Annotated in this window: 14 protein-coding genes; 7 read left to right on the top strand and 7 right to left on the bottom strand. The window is 62.3% G+C overall.

Features of this window, described 5'->3' with window-relative positions; translation table 11 throughout:
• Positions 1-17: 17 nt before the first annotated feature.
• From pdxA to lptF, 5 genes are read right to left on the bottom strand one after another with little or no spacing between them, the layout of a single operon-like run.
• Positions 18-995: a 4-hydroxythreonine-4-phosphate dehydrogenase PdxA gene (gene pdxA, locus AADA15_RS01915; RefSeq protein WP_341639852.1), complete on the bottom strand. Its 978-nt coding sequence runs from the start codon at positions 993-995 to the stop codon at positions 18-20.
• The gene (locus tag AADA15_RS01910) at positions 992-2263 is read right to left on the bottom strand and encodes a peptidylprolyl isomerase (RefSeq protein WP_341639851.1); all 1272 of its coding nucleotides are present in this window, start codon (positions 2261-2263) and stop codon (positions 992-994) included. Before AADA15_RS01910 ends, pdxA begins: the two co-directional genes overlap by 4 nt.
• Positions 2248-4410: an LPS-assembly protein LptD gene (locus AADA15_RS01905; RefSeq protein ID WP_341639850.1), complete on the bottom strand. Its 2163-nt coding sequence runs from the start codon at positions 4408-4410 to the stop codon at positions 2248-2250. Before AADA15_RS01905 ends, AADA15_RS01910 begins: the two co-directional genes overlap by 16 nt.
• Position 4411: 1 nt before the next feature.
• Complete coding sequence (lptG, locus tag AADA15_RS01900) at positions 4412-5533, bottom strand: LPS export ABC transporter permease LptG (protein WP_341639849.1); 1122 nt, start codon at positions 5531-5533, stop codon at positions 4412-4414.
• Positions 5530-6669: an LPS export ABC transporter permease LptF gene (gene lptF, locus AADA15_RS01895; RefSeq protein ID WP_341639848.1), complete on the bottom strand. Its 1140-nt coding sequence runs from the start codon at positions 6667-6669 to the stop codon at positions 5530-5532. The genes lptG and lptF overlap by 4 nt, the downstream gene beginning before the upstream one ends.
• Before the next feature lie 194 nt (positions 6670-6863).
• Here lptF and AADA15_RS01890 point away from each other — a divergent pair, with 194 nt between their 5' ends.
• Both AADA15_RS01890 and AADA15_RS01885 read left to right on the top strand, forming a co-directional pair.
• Entirely contained in the window at positions 6864-8339 is a 1476-nt protein-coding gene (locus AADA15_RS01890) for a leucyl aminopeptidase (protein ID WP_341639847.1), read from the top strand.
• A 7-nt stretch (positions 8340-8346) separates the two neighbouring features.
• Positions 8347-8805 carry a DNA polymerase III subunit chi gene (locus tag AADA15_RS01885; protein WP_341639846.1) on the top strand — a complete coding sequence of 153 codons (459 nt, stop codon included), beginning with the start codon at positions 8347-8349 and terminating at the stop codon, positions 8803-8805.
• Positions 8806-8824: 19 nt separating this feature from the next.
• Here AADA15_RS01885 and AADA15_RS01880 read toward each other — a convergent pair whose 3' ends face one another.
• Positions 8825-10822 carry a putative bifunctional diguanylate cyclase/phosphodiesterase gene (locus tag AADA15_RS01880; protein ID WP_341639845.1) on the bottom strand — a complete coding sequence of 666 codons (1998 nt, stop codon included), beginning with the start codon at positions 10820-10822 and terminating at the stop codon, positions 8825-8827.
• A 289-nt stretch (positions 10823-11111) separates the two neighbouring features.
• Positions 11112-13385 carry an NADP-dependent malic enzyme gene (locus AADA15_RS01875; protein ID WP_341639844.1) on the bottom strand — a complete coding sequence of 758 codons (2274 nt, stop codon included), beginning with the start codon at positions 13383-13385 and terminating at the stop codon, positions 11112-11114.
• Between the two features lie 162 nt (positions 13386-13547).
• Here AADA15_RS01875 and AADA15_RS01870 point away from each other — a divergent pair, with 162 nt between their 5' ends.
• From AADA15_RS01870 to upp, 5 genes are all read left to right on the top strand, one after another.
• Positions 13548-14651: a cupin domain-containing protein gene (locus AADA15_RS01870; protein ID WP_341639843.1), complete on the top strand. Its 1104-nt coding sequence runs from the start codon at positions 13548-13550 to the stop codon at positions 14649-14651.
• Positions 14648-15040 carry a cytidine deaminase gene (locus tag AADA15_RS01865; protein ID WP_341639842.1) on the top strand — a complete coding sequence of 131 codons (393 nt, stop codon included), beginning with the start codon at positions 14648-14650 and terminating at the stop codon, positions 15038-15040. The genes AADA15_RS01870 and AADA15_RS01865 overlap by 4 nt, the downstream gene beginning before the upstream one ends.
• A 6-nt stretch (positions 15041-15046) precedes the next feature.
• Positions 15047-16351 carry a thymidine phosphorylase gene (locus AADA15_RS01860; RefSeq protein ID WP_341639841.1) on the top strand — a complete coding sequence of 435 codons (1305 nt, stop codon included), beginning with the start codon at positions 15047-15049 and terminating at the stop codon, positions 16349-16351.
• Positions 16351-17565, top strand: a complete 1215-nt coding sequence (locus tag AADA15_RS01855; protein WP_341639840.1) for a phosphopentomutase — start codon at positions 16351-16353, stop codon at positions 17563-17565. The genes AADA15_RS01860 and AADA15_RS01855 overlap by 1 nt, the downstream gene beginning before the upstream one ends.
• 79 nt (positions 17566-17644) lie before the next feature.
• Positions 17645-18277, top strand: a complete 633-nt coding sequence (gene upp / locus AADA15_RS01850) for a uracil phosphoribosyltransferase (RefSeq protein ID WP_065273288.1) — start codon at positions 17645-17647, stop codon at positions 18275-18277.
• Positions 18278-18346: the final 69 nt, after the last annotated feature.

Below are 18346 nucleotides of genomic sequence, written 5' to 3'. Positions count from 1 at the left end.
GCGCGCGAAAGACGGGATCACCCCGTGCTGGAGGTCGCCATGCGATGCGCCATTTTCACCGCTTCGATCATGCTGGATGGGTTGGCCTGGCCGGTTCCGGCAATATCAAATGCAGTGCCATGATCGGGCGAGGTGCGAATGAAAGGCAGACCAAGGGTGACATTGACGCCCCGGTCGAAATCCAGCGTCTTGATCGGGATCAGCGCCTGATCGTGATACATGCAGATGGCCGCATCATAGCGCGCGCGGGCAGCAGCGTGGAACAGGGTATCTGCCGGATGCGGGCCGGTCAGCGTCATCTCGGGTGACTGCAATTGCTCGATCAAGGGCGTGATCCACTCGAGCTCTTCTTGCCCCATGGCGCCGCCTTCGCCCGCATGGGGGTTGAGCCCGGCGATTGCAAGGCGCGGATGAGCAATGCCGAACTGGCGGCGCAGGCCATCGGCGGTGATGGAGATGGTGTCCCGCAACAGGCTCGGCGTGAGGGCCGTTGGCACATCCGACAGCGCAATGTGGATCGTCGTCGGCACCACGCGCAGCTGTTCGCTCGCCAGCATCATCACGACCCGGTCACGCCCGGCAAGATGGGCCAGAAACTCGGTATGGCCGGGATAGGCAAAGCCCGCGCCATCAATCAGTGCCTTTTTGTGAATCGGAGCGGTGCAAAGCGCCGAAGCCGCGCCCGAGCGGACCAGTGCCACCCCGGTTTCAATGGCTGCAATCACGCCCCGCGCATTGCTCGGATCGGGGATCCCGGTGCTTGCATTCCCGGCAAAGTCGAGCGTCAGCACCGGCAGGGCGTGAGGGCAAATGCGGCTGGCATCGGCCGGGTCCGCCACCTCTTGCCAGGGCACATCGGCGGGCAGGTGGCGCGGATCGCCGATCCACAGCATCGGAATGCCGGCTTTCAGCGCGTCCCAGGCCTTGGCGGCGATTTCCGGGCCGATTCCTGCGGGTTCACCACAGCTGATCGCGACCGGGCGCTCGGAGGTCATTTTTCCTCGATGCGAGCGTCGGCGCGCAGCTGTTCCAGGTAGCTGGCAGAAAGGGATTCGACCCGCTGAGCGGTGAGCGCATTGGCAACGGTTTCGCGGCTTTCGCCTTCGCCCAGCTCGGCCGTGCGGCCGCACAGGCGCAGCAGAACCAGCGTTTGACCATTGTTGCGGGTCACGGCCGTCGAGGTCTCGCCGGGATCGAGTTTGGCAAGCTCGATGGCGATATCGCGGTCGATTTCAGCCGGGGGAAGGCTGACACGATCAAGGACAGAAGGATCCTGCCCCTTGGCAACACCATAAAGATCGTCGCAGGTGTCGGTGCCCTCGATGATCTCCTGCGCCTTTGCAAGGGTTTCAGGGCTGCGGCCCCCCGGCAGATAGAGTGCGGCATATTCAATTGCATCATAGCGCTGTGCGCGCCCAGACACTTCGCGCAGCCCCCGCATCTGGAAAAGCGCAACCGCTCCTTGCAGTGGCAGCGGCTCCGTGACCTCGCTGGTGTCCAGCGCCAGGACCACCTCCTGCAACTGCGGCGGCAGTTTCGTGATGGGCATCCAGTTCAGTTCACCGCCATTTTCGCGGCTTTGAGCGGCAGAGTATTGAGAGGCTGCTGCGGAAAAGGCGGCCTGTGTGGTCAGGGCGGCGATCTGCTGGGCGAGATCCTCGACCTGAGGGGCATTCTGTTCGTTGATCGGGAGGATCACTTCCGACAGCAGCACCTGAACGCTGCCCGAACCTGCCTGGCCCATGGCGCGGTCGATCTCTTCCTCTGTCGGGCGGGCACGGGCAAGGAACCGCGCGCTGATCAGATCCCGCCAGCCGATGCCCACACGGGAAAAGTCGCGCACCGTTTCCGGGTCGATGCCGCTTTCCTGCAAGGCAGACAGGAACTCGTTGAGCGACAGATTCGCCCGCCCGGCCAATTCCGTCATTCCGGCGGTGACTTCCTCCTCGCTTGGCTCAATTCCGGCCTCGGCCATGGCGGCGAGCTTTAGACGGTCCTTGATCAGCTCTTTGCGGGCTTCTTTCATCAGGTCGCCCGGCACGCGCATGACGCCCATGAAGCGGGCGCGCTGTTCCAGTTCGTAGTAGGTGATGACAGTGTCATCCACCGTGATTGCCGGCGAAAACAGGCCCTGTGCGCTCGCAGGGGCAGGCGGCACCATGAGGGCTGCACAGAGCGTGATCGCCGCGCAGGAGCGGGCCGCAAACTGGAGGGCGCGCCGCGTCAGAGGGGCCGGTGTCCGGAGGGTCAGGTATTGCTGCATGATCGCCTGTACTTCTTGTTGCCGCTGTTCACGGAGAACCCATTCAACGCGATGGTAAACCCAAAATCGGTCGAAGGCTCAACACTTGTTGTCGATGTATAGCGCCGGTTGAGCGATACGTCGACGGTGATACACTCATTGCTGTAGGCTAGGCCAAGTCCCGCCCTTGTCGCGCGGGCATCCGAGATATCGTACCGCAGGCTGGCGCTGGCCCGCCAGGAGGCGGAGATCTCGTAAGAGCCATCGAACCACAACTCCGAGGTTTCTTCGCTGCGTCCTTCGGCCGGATCCGTGCCGAGCCACAGGTAGGTGCCGGACACCGAAGCCTTCCGGCTCATCCAATCGCCGCGGAATTCGGCCTTGGAGAAATTCAGGGACCCGTTCAGCAGCCCGCGGGCCGTCAGCGACAGGTCCTCGCTCAGCTTCACCTGACCGGCCATCAGAATATCCGAAGAGGTCCCGCCAAGGCCCGAGCTTTTGGTGAAACGGGTATCTGCATCCCGACGCAGCACCTGGCCAATCGTGGCGAAAGCCTGCCAGCCCGCGCTGGAATAGCGGGCCCAGTTCAGCCCGTAAACAAGGGTCAGCCCTTCTTCGCGGGCATCAATCGCAGGAAAACGCGAGAGGGCAAGGAGGTTGCCCTGATCGAACTCTACAAAGCCGCTTTCATCGGCGGGCACTGCGCCGCCGGAGAGATCGCGCCAGCCAAGCTGGACGATCGGCTCCAGATAGTACTGATGGCCCGCGATGCCGCGTTTGCTCATGGGAAGGCGCAGAGTCAGGGCGCTGCGCGGGGCCAGGCGGGTTTCGGAATTGGCGAAATTGGCGTCGTTGTACACCGAGAAGGCATCCGCTGCAGCACCGATCTGCCACTCGGCCAGAAGGCCCCCGGCAAGGCGCCAGGTGCGGCGCCAGTCGAGGTCTGCGGTCAGTCGCGCCACATCGCGTCCCTGCGGCAGGCTGCCGGTGCTGGTGAGGTCGGATTGGCGCCGGTGGCCATGACCTTCCAACGTCAGTCGCACTTCTCCCCCCAGGGCGTCCGGGAAATAGCGGCGCTGATAGGTGACATCGGCAATGGCCGAGGGGATGAGATCCTGATCTTCGCTGTCGCGCAAAGTCTTGTAATGATAGACGCCGGCCCGGAACAACTCGTCACGGCGCACTTTGGTCAGGGTCACTTCCGAACGTAGCCGGTCAAGATCGGGCAGGCCATAGTCCGCCAGATAGGCGTCATCGGAGACTGTCTTCAGATCAAACCCGAGCTTGACCCCGCGTGGCAGATCGAACTGACCTTCTGCAAAGAGGTACCCGCGGCTTTCGCCGGGACGCAAGTCGTCACGGGTATGCGCCCCCTCGAAGATGATGCGCCCCGATCGGAACGCCTGCCGATAGCGTGCATCAAGCGTGCGCGTCTTGCGGGACACATAGGGCGATAGGGTCAGATCCTTGTGATCTCCGATCCGGAAGAAATAGGGTATCTTTACCCCGGATCCCAGGTTGGATGTGGTCCGGATCGAAGGGATGAGAAAGCCGGTCGCCCGCTCGAGGGTCGGATCCGGCAGGCGCAGGCCGGGGAAATAGAATACGGGCACGTCCAGAATTCTGAGCTGGGCGTTTTCGAAATAGAGCTGTTGTGCCAGTTGATCATGCGTGACGCGCTCTGCCCGTATCTGCCAAAGCGGGGGTCGCCCGTCCTCGCAGACGTGACAGGAGGTTGCCGCAGTCTTGTAAAGCTGGGTGTAGCGTCCGCTGACCCGGGTCATCTGCAGAGAGGCCAGTTGCAGCTGCTGCTTGAAGACCATGCGCGCACTGACCAGCAGGCCGTTCTGAAGGTCCCGGTCCAGTTCCGCGGCACTGGCGAGGATCGTGACATCGCCGCCTTGATCCATGCGGATGGGGCCTTCGATCTCTAGTGTTCCGCTGGCCTGATCGTAGCTGATCTTCTGCGCCCGCAGGCGCATGTCCCCCTGAAAGGCTTCGACATTTCCGGTCGCAATCAGGGTGCGTTGAGCGGTGATATAGACACGATCCGCCACCAGCATCGCGGGGGGCGCTGCCGGACTTGGCTCTGCTGTCGTTTCGGCATGTGCCGGTAGGCTCAGCCCGAGCCAGGGCAACAGCACGGAGAGCAAAAGGGCGCGGCGCATGTTATCCGTCCTCGGCATGAAGAAGCAGTCCCATCGTCAGCATGATCGAAGCCACCGGAGGGGCCCAAGCGGCCAGAGCCACCGGAATCTGGCCATTCTCGCCAAGGACCTGCGCAAAATTGCGAATGAAGTAGAGGCCAAAGCCCAGCAGTACCGCTGTCAGCACTGCAAGGCCCGTTCCGCCCAGCCGCGTGTGCCGCATGGTAAAAGCCGCGCCCATCAGCACCATTGCCACCAGGAAAAACGGGCGCGCCAACTCGCTTTGGAGCCAGACTTCGTAGCGTTTTGTTGAGAAACCGGCTGTGGCCAGGTCTCGGATGGTTGAGGGCAGGTCATAGACCGAGATCCCGTCAGCGCTGCCCAGGCTGTCACGAATGCGTTCGCTTGTGAGGGTGGTCGGAAGGATCAGGAGGTCATGCTCTGCCGAGTTGGTCTCGGGATTGAGCCCGGCAGCAAGCGGCCAGACTTTTGCGTGTTGCAACAGCCAGTCGCTGCCTTGCAATCTGGCGCTTTCGGCGATGATCTGGCGGACCGGACCGCCATCCGGGGCGTAGTCGTGAATGGTAACATCCAGCAGCGTGATGTTGGCTGTATCGCGGATGTCATGGTCCCCTGTGGAATATCCGGTGGCGTGAATGACCGACTGGCCTCGGGGGCTTCCCTGGCGCAGCCACAGTCCCTCGCCGGAAAGGGACAAGGCCGAGGGCGCGCCGTTGCGATAGATGTCGGAGAGGCTCCTGGACTGGTTCTTCGTCGCCGCGACAATCGGGTTGAGCGTACTGACGGCGAGTATGCCGATCAGTGCTGCGACGAGCACCGGTGCAACTAGGGCACGGATCCCCGAGCGACCGCTTGCCCGCGTCACCACCAATTCGCTGCTGCGCGCCAGCCCGACAAACAGGACAATCGTTGTCAGGATCATGATCAGCGGAAGGAACTCGCTGAAGGCTGCAGGGGCGTTCAGAAGCGTCAGTCCGATAAGCTTGCCGATTCCCAGGTCCTGGCTGCCAAATCGCCTGATCTGCTCGTTGAGGTCGATCAGGATCACGAGCGTCATCAGGACACCGGAAATCACCAGGAACCACTGTCCAAACCGTTTTGCATAATAAAGGTCCAGCGTCATGCGGTCCGTCCTTTGGAACCAATCCGCAAAAGGCGGTGACCGAAGCCGGGATGGCTGGCGAGATGCAAGAAGGCGAAGCCGACGGCAAGGCCCAGCAGCGATGGAATATACAGCAACGGCCACAAGGAGGGCGTTTTGAGGACAGGTTCGGACACCACGCCCCGCATCCCTTCGATCACAATGAGAATGAGAAATGCCAGCAGGGCCTGGCGCCAGACACCGAAGCGGGAAAAGGTTCCCAGCATCAGGGTCGCATAGCCAATCACCGAGACCGCAATGCAGATGATCGCCTGGGCAAACCTGAGGTGCAGTTCTTCGTTTTGCACGCCTGCATCATACCCGTCGCGCTGTGTGACGCCCTCCTGGTTGAACATCAGTTCGCGGGTCGGGACGGCCCTGATGTTTCTGATCGGGTTTTCTGCTTTCTGTGATATGGCGCTGATATCATAAGAAAAATCGGAAAATGCCGTCGTCGAGAGGGTGCGGCTTTGCGTATTCAGACGCTGGGCCATTCCGTCGACCATGATCAGATGAGCCTTGTCGCCATCGCGCAGCAGAAACGCCCGCGCACCGGTATAGGTTACGGTCTGTGTCGGGTCCCGTCTGTCGGACAGGAAGACATCGCGCAGGGTGCCATCGGGGTCGATTTGGCGAATATAGAACGTCACGCCATCTGCGGGATGCAAAAAGTTCCCTTCCGTCAGAAGCTTGGCCGTAACATTCCGTGCGACCTCCCGCTCCCTGACTTGCAGCTGGCCAACCGAGGCGGGCAGCAGGAAATGCGTGAGCGCCGACATCATCAGGGCCGTGATGATCCCAAAGGCCAGCGCCGGGCGTGCCATTTGCCAGGGGCTGGTGCCGGTCGCGCGCAGAACCGTCAGCTCACTTTCGCTGTTGAGGCGATTGGTCACCCAGAGCGTCGCGGCGAATGCCGCAACCGGCAGGACCATGCGGATGAGATTCGGCAGGCCCAGAGCGGTGAATTCGAGAAAGACGAGCGCCGACTGCCCGTCGCCGATCAGGCGGTCGAACAGCACGACCGCGCGGTTCAGCCAGAAAACCGCCACAAGAATAAGCGCAAAGAAGCCGAAGAACAGCAGGTATTGCGACAGTACGTATCTGTCGTAGCGTGACACCCGATCCCCCCAGATCTTGCCATTGTTGTTTTGCGGCAGCTTAGAGGAAATGTCTGGCGGGGAAAACTCCAATCTGATCCCTGGCTGGGCAAAGCGCTGCCAGCTTGCGGGCTCGGCAACCTGCGGGCTGGTCAAGCCGCAAAGCACGGGGTAGCTGTTGCATAAACACGCACAGATCGACAGGAGCCAATGTGATGAGCCGTCTGATTCCAATCCGTTTTGATGCCTATGACCCAAAAGACTTGGCCGACATCAGCGGCCATGTCGTGGTTCTGGTGACACCTGACGGAGGGATGGATCAGGCCACACGCAGCGCGAACAGGCTGACGAAGGGCGCAATCGCCCGCCTCCTCGACTCGGAGGCGTTCAAATCCGCAAAGACCGGGCAGGTCTTCACTCTGGCCTGGCCGGCGGGGCTGGCTGCCGAAGCGCTGCATGTCATGGTCTTGCCGAAACGTGTGGATCAGACCGAAGCGCGCAAGGCAGGGTCTGAACTTGCCAAGCGGGCAGGCGGCAAAGCCCTGACCGTCATGGCCGGCAACATGAACCGGGCGGCGGATCTGGCCATGGGGATTGTTCTTCGGACCTATGATTTTGATGCACACAAGACGGCCGGAGAGGAAACCGCCAAGGGCGAGGTCGTGGTCGCGCACAAAAGTGCGGATGAGACCGCTGCCGCGTTCGCGCCGCTTCTGGCCGTGGCCGAGGGCGTGCACATGACGCGTGATCTGATCAACGAGCCGGCCAATGTGCTGACCACCACCGAGTTTGCAGCGCGCATCGAAGGCCTGCGCGACATCGGCCTTGAGGTGGAAATCCTCGAAGAGGCGGATCTAGAGAAACTGGGCATGCATTGCCTTCTGTCCGTGGGGCAGGGGTCGGTCAGCCCCTCCAAGGTCGCCGTGATGCAGTGGAAAGGCGGCCCCAAGGATGCGGCGCCGTTGGCGCTGGTGGGCAAGGGGGTGGTCTTCGACACCGGTGGTATCTCTCTGAAACCGGCGGCGGGCATGGAAGACATGACCATGGATATGGGCGGCGCGGGCGTTGTCACCGGCACCATGAAGACGCTGGCCCTGCGCAAGGCGAAGGCAAATGTGGTGGGCCTGGTCGGCCTGGTGGAGAACATGCCGTCGGGTAATGCCACGCGCCCCGGTGATGTGGTCAGGACCATGAAGGGCGACACCGTCGAGGTGATCAACACCGATGCGGAAGGCCGGTTGGTGTTGTGCGATGTCCTCTGGTATGCGCAGGAGCGCTTCAAGCCAGCCGGCATCATCGATCTGGCCACCCTCACGGGCGCGATCATCATCGGTCTTGGACACGAAAACGCCGGTGTTTTCTCAAACGATGACAAGCTCTGCGAAGGCTTTCTGAAGGCGGCCAGCGCGGAGGACGAAGGCGCCTGGCGCATGCCGCTGGGCAAGGCCTATGACGACATGCTGAAATCGCGCATTGCGGACATGAAGAACGTCGGCGGACGCCCGGCAGGCTCCATCACCGCGGCGCAATTCCTGCAGCGGTTCATCAAGGATGGGATGCCGTGGATCCATCTGGACATTGCCGGTGTGGCGTCCGTCAAGAGCGACACCGCTTATGCCCCGAAGGGTGCGACCGGCTGGGGCGTGATGGCGCTGAACCGTCTGGTGCAGGACCGGTTCGAGGCGGAATGAGCCTGCCATGGGGGCTGCCTTTTTCTACCACCTGACGCGCAGGCCATTGCAGGAAACGCTGCCGGTTCTGCTGGAAAAGGCGCGCGGCGCAGGCTGGCGCATTGCGGTGCGCGGGCGCGATCCTGAACGTATGGCCTGGCTGGATGAGCGGTTGTGGATGGGCGGTGACGAAAGCTTCCTGCCGCACGGGCTCGCAGGTGGCCCCCATGATGCCCTGCAGCCGATCCTGCTGACGACGGGGGAGACGGCCGCCAATACGCCGACCTGTGTCATGGCGGTGGACGGGGCAGATGTTTCGGCCGAAGAAGTGCAGGTGCTGGAACGGGTCTGCATTCTCTTTGACGGGACAGATACCGAGGCCGTTCAGCACGCGCGCGGGCAATGGAAGGCGCTGACCGACGCGGGCTGCGCTGCGCAGTACTGGTCCGAGGAAAACGGGCGCTGGGAAAAGAAGGCGGAAAAATAGTCTTGGCCGCAGCACGCGGTCAGGAGGCCTTGCTTCTTGCGGCTTCCGGCCAGATCAGGAAGTCGGAGTTGACCAGAACCTCGGCAAAATGCTCCACCGGTTTGCCAAAAAGATATCCCTGCAGGTAAGTGACCCCGATGGCGTGGAGCAGGCGGGCCTGCTCGATGGTTTCGACGCCCTCTGCCACGGTGTGCACACCGAACCGTTCGGCAATCATCACGCTGCCCTCGATTATTGCGCAGCGCTGGTCGTCGATCTGCTGGACAAAGGACTTGTCGATCTTGAGCGCAGATATGGGCATCTCGTGCAGGCGTGACAGGGAGGAATAACCGGTCCCGAAATCGTCGATGTGGATCTCGATGCCGAGCGCATGAAGGTCGTGCAATACCGCAATGATCGTATCCTGATTGCGGGCATCAAAAATGGTTTCGGTCACCTCCAGGATCAGCATGCTGGGGGGCAGGCGGTATTTTTCCAGATAGCCCAGTATGAATTGCGCAAAACCGGGAACGACCAGCTGCCTGAGCGAGATGTTGAGTGCGAGCCTGATGGGAGAGGCGCGGCCCAGTTCCTCGACGTAGGTCGAAAGCGCGGTGTCCACGACGAATTCGCCGATATGGACGATCTCGCCGATGTCCTCTGCGATCGGAATGAACTCTTCCGGGCTGACACGACCCAGGATCGGGTTGTCCCAGCGCAACAGCACCTCGTAGGAGTGGATCGAAAAATCATGCGAATGCACGAGCGGCTGGAACGCCAGGAACATTTCTCTTGCAGGCAGAGCGTGTCTGAGACGCTGCGCGATGATCAGGTTGCGCTCTTGCTCGGCCACCAGTTCGGGCGTGAAAAGGAGCGTGCCCCCGCGCCCCGTACGTTTGATTTCTCCGGCGGCCAGATCGGCCGAACGGATCGCCTCGCTCACCGCCACCGGATGAGGTCTTGAGATCGCCAGACCTGCGCTGAAGCCAACAGAAACCGAGCGGTTGGAAAAGCTGATCGGCTTTTCCACGATCGCGCGCAGCTGAGCCGTGAATTCCAGGCCAAGGTCGGCACAATGCTCTTCGGGCACGGCCAGCAGGCCGACAAACTCGTCCCCGCCCCAGCGGCAAAACGCAGAAAGCTCCGGCGCCGATGCCGCCAGACGCTCCCCGATTTCGGCCAGGGCACAGTCGCCCGTCGCATGCCCCATCCCATCGTTGATCTGCTTGAACCTGTCCAGATCGATGAAGATCACCGCAAAGGCATACCCTTCTGGGATATTCCTTTGCTGCTCCTCGACCCAGTGAATGATGCCGCGCCGATTGAAAAGTTGCGTGAGACTGTCGTGCTCGGCCAGGCGTTTCAGATCGCGCGTGCGCCGCTTGACACGATCCTCCAGCGTTGCATTGAATTCGGTGAGCGCATCCTGCTGCACCCTGAGATCATCGACCAGAGCGCTGTTCTTAAGCTCCAGCTCGATAGAATTGCGCAGCATGCGGTGATTGCGCGTATGGGAACCCAGCATCACCACCATGAAGACCACCACCAGGAAGGCCAGAACGGTTTGCGGCTCGGGCATGAGCAAGAGTTCGACTGTCAAGACGGACAACAACGCGGAGATGTAAAGCCGCCCGCACCTTAGCATGGGGGCGATCAGCCCCGTGGCGCCCGAGGCCATTGCTGAGACCATGATGATCGAGAAATACATCAACTCGTTGTTGCTGCTCTGCAGTGCCAGGTGCAGAAGCCCGCCCCAAGTCGCACTGCCCAGAATCACGCCCATAAGATACCGGCGCGTCGCTCGAATGGCTATTTTTGAACAAGGATCGGACTCTGCGGACAGGCGCCGCGCATCGCGCAGGCCAAGGATCGCCCTGATTGTCGATTGCAGGAGAAGAAAGAGGATCACCGCATCGACAGCATGGTTGGTCTGGCCAGTAAGATGAAACTGCGCGTAAAGGCCAAGCCCGCAAGCTACATTTACAATGATATTGGAGGTATAGCCCTGATAGGCATGTGTCAGGAGGCGAATTTCCACGTCGCGTTTCAGCCCAACGGATTGGGGCTCGGATCCGACCGGTATGGTCGCTCCTCTTGCGTCCTGGTTCGGATTGTTCTCCGACAATTCTATCAACCTTTGCACCGCTCCGGACGCCGCATCGCCGCGTCCGGGTACACCAATATCCCTGCATTCCGCCCACGGGAGCGACGGCGCAAGACAGTCTTGCGCTCGATGTTCGTTTCCGTGTTAGCGGCTGCGGGTTATTTTTCTGTTGATATTCAGAGTTTGCGATGTGGAAGGTCCGATAGCGCGGCAGCCCTGCGCCTCAGCCGTAGTGGGCAACCGGCGTGCCGGCGATGGCTGCCATGTTCAACAGACCCCGTGCGGTGATCGAAGGGCTGACGATATGGGCGCGGTTGCCCATGCCCATCAGGATGGGGCCAACCTCCAGCCCGCCCGACCGCATCTTGAGGATGTTGCGCACGCCGCTGGCCGCATCTGCATGGGCAAAGACCAGCACATTTGCCGCCCCTTCAAGTCGTGAGTTGGGGAAAATGCGCGCGCGCAGATCGGCATCGAGGGCGGTGTCGATGTTCATCTCGCCTTCATAGACAAAGTCGCGACGTTTGCCGTCCAGAATGTCGATGGCGGCCCGCAGCCGGGTGCCGGTATCACAGTCGATGTTGCCGAACTGGGACTGCGAACAGAGCGCGATCTTCGGCTCCAGGCCAAAGCGACGCACATGCCGTGCGGCGCCCAGAACGGTCTGGGCAATCTGCTCGGGTGTCGGCTCGATCCTGACTTGCGTGTCGGCGATGAACAGAGGGCCGTCTTCGAGGATCATCATCGACAGGGCGCCATGTGGCGCATAGGTGCCGCCACCCAGGACCTGGTTGACATAGTTCAGATGCCAGCGGTATTCGCCAAAGGTGCCGCAGATCAGGCTGTCCGCCTCGCCGCGCTGCACCATGATGGCGCCGATGGCCGTGGTGTTGGTGCGCATGATCGCCTTGGCCAGATCCGGGGTCACGCCGCGCCGCTCCATGATCCGGTGATAGCTGTTCCAGTAGTCGTAATAGCGCGGATCGTTCTCCGGGTTGACGATCTGCAGGTCGCTGCCCGGCCGGATGCGCAGACCCAGCTTCTCGCAGCGGGCCTCGATCACATCGGGGCGGCCGATCAGGATCGGCGTCTCGGTGGTTTCTTCCAGCACCTCCTGCGCGGCGCGCAGGACACGTTCGTCCTCACCTTCGGCAAAGACGATGCGACGGGCGGCAGCGCGGGCGGCCTCGAATACCGGTTTCATAAGCAACGCCGATTTGAACACGGTCTGGTTCAGCTTGGCGCGATAGGCTGCCAGATCCTCGATCGGGCGGGTGGCGACGCCGCTTTCCATTGCCGCGCGGGCCACCGCAGATGAAACCACCCCGACAAGGCGCGGATCAAAGGGTTTGGGAATGAGGTATTCTGCGCCAAAGGTCAGCTGCTCTCCCTGATAGGCGGCTGCCGCTTCGGCAGAGGTGGTTCTGCGGGCCAGCTCCGCAATGCCTTCGACGCAGGCGATCTGCATCTCGTCGTTGATCTCGGTTGCGCCCACGTCCAGCGCCCCGCGGAAGATGAAGGGAAAACAGAGGACGTTGTTTACCTGGTTCGGAAAATCGCTTCGGCCGGTTGCAATGATCGCGTCCGGGGCGACTTTGCGGGCCTCATCGGGCATGATTTCAGGGTTCGGGTTCGCAAGCGCAAAGATGATCGGGCGCTTGCCCATCTTGGCCACATGTTCGGGTTTCAGAACATTCGGGCCTGAGAGACCAAGGAACAGATCTGCGCCCCCGATCACGTCATCCAGAGTGCGCAGATCGCTGTCTTGCGCAAAAGCAGACTTCACCGGGTTCATGTCCTCGGTTCGCCCCTCGTAGACCAGCCCGTGCAGGTCGCAAAGCCAGATATTCTCGCGTTTCACTCCGAGCTTTACCAGCATGTTGAGGCAGGCAATACCTGCCGCGCCGCCGCCGGTCGAAACCACCTTGATGTCCTCAAACGCCTTGCCGGCCACATGCAGCGCGTTGCGTGCTGCGGCGCCAACGACGATGGCTGTGCCGTGCTGATCGTCATGGAATACCGGGATGCCCATCCGCTCGCGGCAGAGCTTTTCAACGATGAAACAGTCGGGGGCCTTGATGTCCTCAAGATTGATCGCACCGAACGTGGGCTCCAGCGCGCAGACCAGATCGGCCAGGCGCTCGGGGTCACTCTCATTCAGCTCAAGATCGAAACAGTCGATACCGGCGAACTTCTTGAAGAGGACCGCCTTGCCCTCCATCACCGGTTTGGAGGCAAGCGGGCCGATATTGCCAAGCCCCAGAACCGCCGTGCCATTGGTGACCACCGCCACAAGGTTCCCGCGCGAGGTATAGCGCGCGGCGTTCGCGGCGTTCTCCTTGATCTCGAGGCAGGCCTCCGCCACGCCGGGGGAATAGGCCCGCGCCAGGTCACGTCCGTTGGCCATCGGCTTGGTCGCGCGGATCTCAAGCTTACCGGGGCGGGGGAGTTCGTGGTATCGCAGCGCGGCGTCGCGCAGGTTGGGCGTATCGGACATGGGGCACTCCAGAACTGATAGTTTAGCGTTAAACTATATTTGACGTCAGGGAAACAGGGATTTCATTGACTTCGGTGTGATGGGCACATCCTTGCACATCCGAGGCAATCGGATCACTGTACCGGCCAAAAGACGACGAAAAAGTCCGTGAGGGAGAAAATAATGGCCGAGACCATCGCAGAGATGCGCCTGCCGACAACAGAGCTGCGGGACGATATTCCATTCTATACGAAGGTTCTGGGGATGAAGCTGGATATGATTTACCCGGCGGATGATCCGCGGATAGGCGTGTTTTCCGGCCACGGTCTGCGCCTGAGGATCGAACGCGGCGCACCCGAGGGTCCCGGCACCCTGCGGATCCTGACCGATGACCCTGAGGGGTTCGCGGAAGGCAAACGTACCCTGACGGCTCCGAATGGCACGAAGATCGAGATTGAAGACCGCCACCCGCCCATGGTGATGCCACAGACGGTGCATTCCTTCGTTGTGCGCAGGCTGAAAGATCAGGCGCCCTGGATCATCGGGCGCGCGGGCATGCACTATCGTGACTTGGTTCCCGACCGTCTGGGCGGCTCGATCATCGCCAGCCACATCCGCATCCCCGATGGCGGGCCGGTGCCGGATATGGTGCACTTCCACCGGGTCGGGTTTCAGCTGATCTTCTGCATCCACGGCTGGGTCGACGTGGTCTATGAGGATCAGGGCGAGAAGATGCGCCTGACGGCGGGCGATTGTTTCATCCAGCCCCCCGAAATCCGCCACCGCGTGTTGGAGGCCAGCGACAATGTGCAGGTGATCGAGATCGGCGTTCCGGCGGAACATGTGACCGAGATCGACCATGATATGACCCTGCCGACGCCCCACTACCGCCCCGACCGCGAATGGCAGGGGCAGCGGTTCGTCTATAATCAGGCCGCGGGCGCCGACTGGGTGCCCTTCCGTCTGCCGGGCTTCATCTGCCGCGACACCACGATCAATGAAAACACCAAGGGTGTTGCCTCGGTTCAGGTGGTGCGCCCTGGCAATGGGGAGGGTGCCGGAAACAGCCCATGGGCGAGCCATGACACAGATATACTGTTCACCTTTGTCATGTCCGGCAGTGTCACGCTGCACGGGGAGGGGCGCGAGCCGTATCCACTGGAAACCGGCGATGCCTTTGTGTTACCGCCCGCCATGAAAACCCGCCTCAGCGATGCCTCGGAAGATCTGGAGCTTCTGGAGGTCAGCCTGCCGGGGAGCTTCACCACAAGCCTGGAGACATCATGAGCCTGAAAGACGCCGCCACCGCCGTTCGTGAAAACGCCCATGCGCCCTATTCCAACTTCAAGGTGGGGGCCGCCATCCGGGCTGCCTCTGGCACGGTCTATGTGGGCTGCAACGTTGAAAACGCAGCCTACCCGGAGGGCACCTGCGCCGAGGCAGGAGCAATTGCTGCCATGGTCGCCGCGGGCGAGAAAGAACTGACCGAGGTCTATGTGATCGCCGATTGCCCCGATCCGGTTCCCCCCTGTGGGGGCTGTCGCCAGAAACTGGCGGAATTCGGGGCAGGGGATGTGCCTGTCACAATGGGCACCATGCAAGGGACGGAGCGGCAAAGCACCATTGCCGACCTGCTGCCCGGTGCATTTCAGACCTGCCATATGGACGGACAGTAACCGGCCATGGATGCCCGCGCGATCAACGCTGCCCTGCGCCGGGGAGAGACGCCCAGTGACGCCGACCTCAGCTGGTTCGCCGAAGGGCTGGCCAATGGTGCGGTCAGCGATGCGCAGGCCGGGGCCTTTGCCATGGCGGTTTGCCTTCGGGGCCTTAGCACCGAAGGGCGGCGCGCGCTGACCCTGGCGATGCGCGACAGCGGCGATGTGCTGGCATGGGATCTGGACGGGCCGGTGCTGGACAAGCATTCCACCGGCGGCGTGGGGGATTGCGTCTCGCTGTTGCTGGCGCCCGCGCTGGCAGAATGCGGCGCCTATGTGCCGATGATTTCGGGACGGGGGCTGGGGCACACGGGCGGCACGCTCGACAAGATGGAGGCCATTCCGGGCCTGTCAGTCAATGTCACTGAGGACCGCCTGCACGAATTGATGCGCGATGTGGGCTGCGCCATCGTCGGGGCCACCGCGCAGATCGCCCCGGCGGACAAGCGCCTTTACGCGATCCGCGATGTGACAGCGACGGTCGAAAGCCTCGATCTGATCACCGCCTCGATCCTGTCCAAAAAACTCGCCGCCAGCCCCGATGCGCTGGTGCTGGACGTGAAGGTTGGTTCTGGCGCCTTCATGAAATCCATCGAGGACGCCCGCGCCCTTGCGCAGTCTCTGGTCGATACTGCCAATGCGGCGGGCTGCCCGACCTCGGCGCTGATTACCGATATGAACCAGCCGCTGGCCCCCGCGCTTGGCAATGCGCTGGAGGTGGCCGAGGTCATGCGGGTCCTCACAGGTGAGGCCTCTGGCCCGCTTGCCGAGATCACCGTGGCCCTTGGCGCGGTTCTGTTGGTTCAGGCCGGGCTTGCAGAGACCCGGGAGGCCGCGTCCGAGACGCTGTTCGCGGTCCTGTCCGATGGCCGCGCCGCGCGCCGGTTTGAGGCCATGGTGGCCGCCATGGGCGGGCCGCGCGATTTTGCAACTGATTGGCGGCGTGTCCTGCCCGAGGCCAGCGTGATCCGCGAGGTCACAGCGCCCGAAGATGGATATGTCAGTGCTATGAATGGTGAGGCGCTGGGCCTCTCCGTGGTGCGTCTTGGCGGCGGGCGCATGGTGGAAAGCGATCTGGTGGATCCTGCGGTCGGCCTGTCTGATATCTTGCCGCTCGGCACCAAGGTCGCGCGCGGCGCACCGCTGGCACGCATTCATGCGTCAAGGGAGGATGCGGCCGAGCGTGCCGCAACGGAGGTCTTGAAGGCGTTCACCATTGCGCCCAAGCCGCCCGAAGTTCCACGGCTCATACAAGAAAGGATCATCTGATGGCCCGCGCCTTTCTTGTGGTGATGGATTCCGTTGGCATTGGCGGCGCCCCGGATGCGCACCGTTTCTTCAACGGCGATCTGCCCGATATCGGTGCCAATACGCTCGCTCATATCGCTGCAGCCTGCGCCGAAGGGCGCGCCGAAGAGGGGCGCAGCGGTCCGCTGAACCTGCCAAATCTGGATCGTCTGGGGCTGGGGGCTGCCATGCGGCTGGCCTCATCCGTGCCGTGTCCGGGGTTTGATGCCGCGCCCGAAGGTCTTTGGGGCTGCGCGGCGGAGGTCAGCCCCGGCAAGGACACGCCCTCGGGCCATTGGGAGCTGGCGGGCCTGCCGGTGCCCTGGAACTGGCATTTTTTCCCCGACACCGACCCTGCCTTTCCGGCAGACCTCAGCGCCTTTGTGGCCGAGGCCGCTGACGCGCCGGGCATCCTCGGCAATTGCCATGCCTCGGGGACCGAGATCATCGCCCGCCACGGGGCCGAGCACATGAAAACCGGCGCGCCGATCTGTTACACGTCGGCAGACAGCGTCTTTCAGATCGCCGCCCATGAAGAGACATTCGGGCTTGAGCGCCTGCTGGACCTCTGCCGCGCGGTGGCGCCACGTCTTCACGCAATGAAGGTGGGCCGGGTGATCGCGCGCCCCTTTGTCGGCACGCCCGGGACAGGCTTTACCCGCACCACCAACCGGCGGGACTTTGCGATCACGCCTCCGGCAAAGCTGCTGACCAACTGGGTTCAGGAGGCCGGGCGCAAGGTTCATGCCATCGGCAAGATCGGTGATATCTTCACCATGAGCGGCATCGACACCCTGAAAAAGGGCAGCGACGCGGATCTGATGGGGCACTTGGCCAAGGCCATCGAGACGGCAGAGGAGGGCAGCCTGACCTTTGCCAACTTCGTCGAGTTCGACAGCCTGTACGGGCACCGGCGCGATATCTCGGGGTACGCCCGTGCGCTCGAATGGTTCGACGCCGAGATCGGCAAGCTGCTGCTGCGTCTGCGGGACGGCGACATCCTGGTGCTGACCGCCGATCACGGCAATGACCCGTCCTGGCCCGGCACCGATCATACCCGCGAGCAGGTGCCGGTTCTGGTCGCTGGTAGGGGACGGGCAGGGGCTATTGGTGCCCGCGCCTTTGCGGATGTTGGGGTGTCCATAGCTGTGCACCTTGGTGTGCGGGCTGAAGGGCCCGGTCGCAGCTTTCTATGATTGCTCTGCCCTTCCGGCTTGCCTGTCCGGGGCAAGGGCGCATAAGAGAGGGCAACGATTTCTGCAGGAGAATGCCGTCATGTCCGAACATCTGACCGTTGTCGACCACCCGCTTGTGCAGCACAAGCTGACCCTGATGCGGGACAAGGGTACCTCCACGGCGGGCTTTCGCCGCCTTCTGCGCGAGATCACTCAGCTGCTGGCCTATGAGATCACCCGCGAAATGCCCCTGACCACCACCACCATCGACACGCCGATGGAAGAGATGGAAGCGCCGATCCTGGCAGGCAAGAAATTGGCGCTGGTGTCGATCCTGCGGGCAGGGAACGGGATGCTGGATGGCGTTCTGGAACTGATCCCCTCGGCCCGCGTCGGCTTTGTCGGTCTTTACCGCGATGAAGAGACCCTGCAGCCGGTGCAATACTACTTCAAGGCGCCCGAAGGGCTGAAGGACCGTCTGGTGATCGCGGTCGACCCGATGCTGGCGACCGGCAACTCTTCGGCGGCTGCGATTGATCTGCTGAAAGAGGCGGGCGCAAACAACATCCGCTTCCTGTGTCTTCTGGCCGCCCCCGAGGGTGTTGCGCGCATGAAAGAGGCACATCCGGATGTTCCGATCGTCACCGCGTCGCTTGATCGCGAGTTGAACGAGAAGGGCTACATCATGCCCGGTCTGGGCGATGCGGGCGACCGCATGTTCGGAACCAAGTAAGCACCGCAGTTGGCGCCCGGACCCTTCGGGCGCAATGCCCGCGCCACTGATGCTGTGGCGCGGCAACAA

Origin of the sequence: Phycobacter sedimenti (assembly GCF_038148855.1) — a bacterium.
In the GTDB taxonomy this organism is placed as follows: Bacteria; Pseudomonadota; Alphaproteobacteria; order Rhodobacterales; family Rhodobacteraceae; genus Phycobacter; species Phycobacter sedimenti.
This window is presented reverse-complemented; position numbering and strand designations above follow the sequence as displayed.

Excerpts from the sequence above, each read along its gene's own strand:
- lptG (WP_341639849.1), bottom strand. The coding sequence starts at position 5,533 with ATGACGCTGGACCTTTATTATGCAAAACGGTTTGGACAGTGGTTCCTG.
- AADA15_RS01865 (WP_341639842.1), top strand. The coding sequence starts at position 14,648 with ATGAGCCTGAAAGACGCCGCCACCGCCGTTCGTGAAAACGCCCATGCG.
- pdxA (WP_341639852.1), bottom strand. The coding sequence starts at position 995 with ATGACCTCCGAGCGCCCGGTCGCGATCAGCTGTGGTGAACCCGCAGGA.
- AADA15_RS01905 (WP_341639850.1), bottom strand. The coding sequence starts at position 4,410 with ATGCGCCGCGCCCTTTTGCTCTCCGTGCTGTTGCCCTGGCTCGGGCTG.
- AADA15_RS01855 (WP_341639840.1), top strand. The coding sequence starts at position 16,351 with ATGGCCCGCGCCTTTCTTGTGGTGATGGATTCCGTTGGCATTGGCGGC.
- AADA15_RS01890 (WP_341639847.1), top strand. The coding sequence starts at position 6,864 with ATGAGCCGTCTGATTCCAATCCGTTTTGATGCCTATGACCCAAAAGAC.
- AADA15_RS01910 (WP_341639851.1), bottom strand. The coding sequence starts at position 2,263 with ATGCAGCAATACCTGACCCTCCGGACACCGGCCCCTCTGACGCGGCGC.
- upp (WP_065273288.1), top strand. The coding sequence starts at position 17,645 with ATGTCCGAACATCTGACCGTTGTCGACCACCCGCTTGTGCAGCACAAG.
- AADA15_RS01885 (WP_341639846.1), top strand. The coding sequence starts at position 8,347 with ATGGGGGCTGCCTTTTTCTACCACCTGACGCGCAGGCCATTGCAGGAA.
- AADA15_RS01860 (WP_341639841.1), top strand. The coding sequence starts at position 15,047 with ATGGATGCCCGCGCGATCAACGCTGCCCTGCGCCGGGGAGAGACGCCC.
- AADA15_RS01875 (WP_341639844.1), bottom strand. The coding sequence starts at position 13,385 with ATGTCCGATACGCCCAACCTGCGCGACGCCGCGCTGCGATACCACGAA.
- AADA15_RS01870 (WP_341639843.1), top strand. The coding sequence starts at position 13,548 with ATGGCCGAGACCATCGCAGAGATGCGCCTGCCGACAACAGAGCTGCGG.